This window comes from Aeromonas lacus (assembly GCF_000764665.1).
Taxonomy (GTDB): domain Bacteria; phylum Pseudomonadota; class Gammaproteobacteria; order Enterobacterales; family Aeromonadaceae; genus Aeromonas; species Aeromonas lacus.
In genome coordinates this window covers 1-896 of record NZ_JRGM01000083.1, presented here as the reverse complement: position 1 = coordinate 896, position 896 = coordinate 1, and the positions used below count along the sequence as shown (strand labels likewise).

Below are 896 nucleotides of genomic sequence, written 5' to 3'. Positions count from 1 at the left end.
GCACAAAGGCGTAAGATTGTTTGGTTCGGAAAGTTTCAAGGAGAGACAATAAAGCGCGTTGGTTATGCACAGCAAAACATTACAACAAGTAAAAATCCTGCCATTGCTTATATATAATAAGGAAATGCAGGATTTTTACTTGTTATCCACAACTCCAAATAACTCCATACAGCTAACAACCGCACTTATCTCTTCTCCAATCCCACGACTCTTGTACCTTTATGTGTTGTATTGTGCATAGAACACAAATTTAAATGGAGCATTTTATGGCACAAGTAACTTACGCACCCGATCAATACAAAGACTACAGCACATATTCCAAGTTGGGTTATGTTTACCTTGCAGTTGTTACTTTCTTGGATGGAAGTAAAGCGTACAAGCTGGGTTACACAAACAACCCAAGCACACGTTTTATAAACGACAACACAATCCATTGTGTGGACTTCCAGTTAATTCTCCCGCATGTAGAGGAACACCACAGAGGCTTACCTGAAAGCAAATACCAAATGTGGGAAGCACTTGCACACAAACATGCAGCATTCAATATGAACTATACAGAGCTCGTTAAGTTCCGAGATAACATCAAGGGAACGCGCTTTAGTGGATACAGTGAGTGCTACCCATTCACACAAGAAGCAGACGATGCAATTGTTAAAGCACTGCTTAAAGTAAACGAATGCATGGCAGCATATACAGATAAAGTGTGGTTCAACTAATCAAACACAACAAAGTTAGATCTATTTAAAAACCTTTAGTACTACACAGCAAAAACACACAGAGCAAAAATACAGTGCTTTTTATATAAAAACAGTGAGCTTTTGCACTAAAAACATAACGTTTTAATGCAAAAACAAGCATTATTTTGCACTTGTTTGTTTTTGTGTGTAGTACACAGC

General features: G+C 37.9%; 1 protein-coding gene. It reads left to right on the top strand.

All coding sequences use genetic code 11. From position 1 onward, the window contains the following. The first annotated feature begins 266 nt into the window (after nucleotides 1–266). Nucleotides 267–716, top strand: coding sequence for a hypothetical protein (locus tag LG31_RS0107715; RefSeq protein WP_033113908.1), 450 nt, complete (start codon nucleotides 267–269; stop codon nucleotides 714–716). Nucleotides 717–896: the final 180 nt, after the last annotated feature.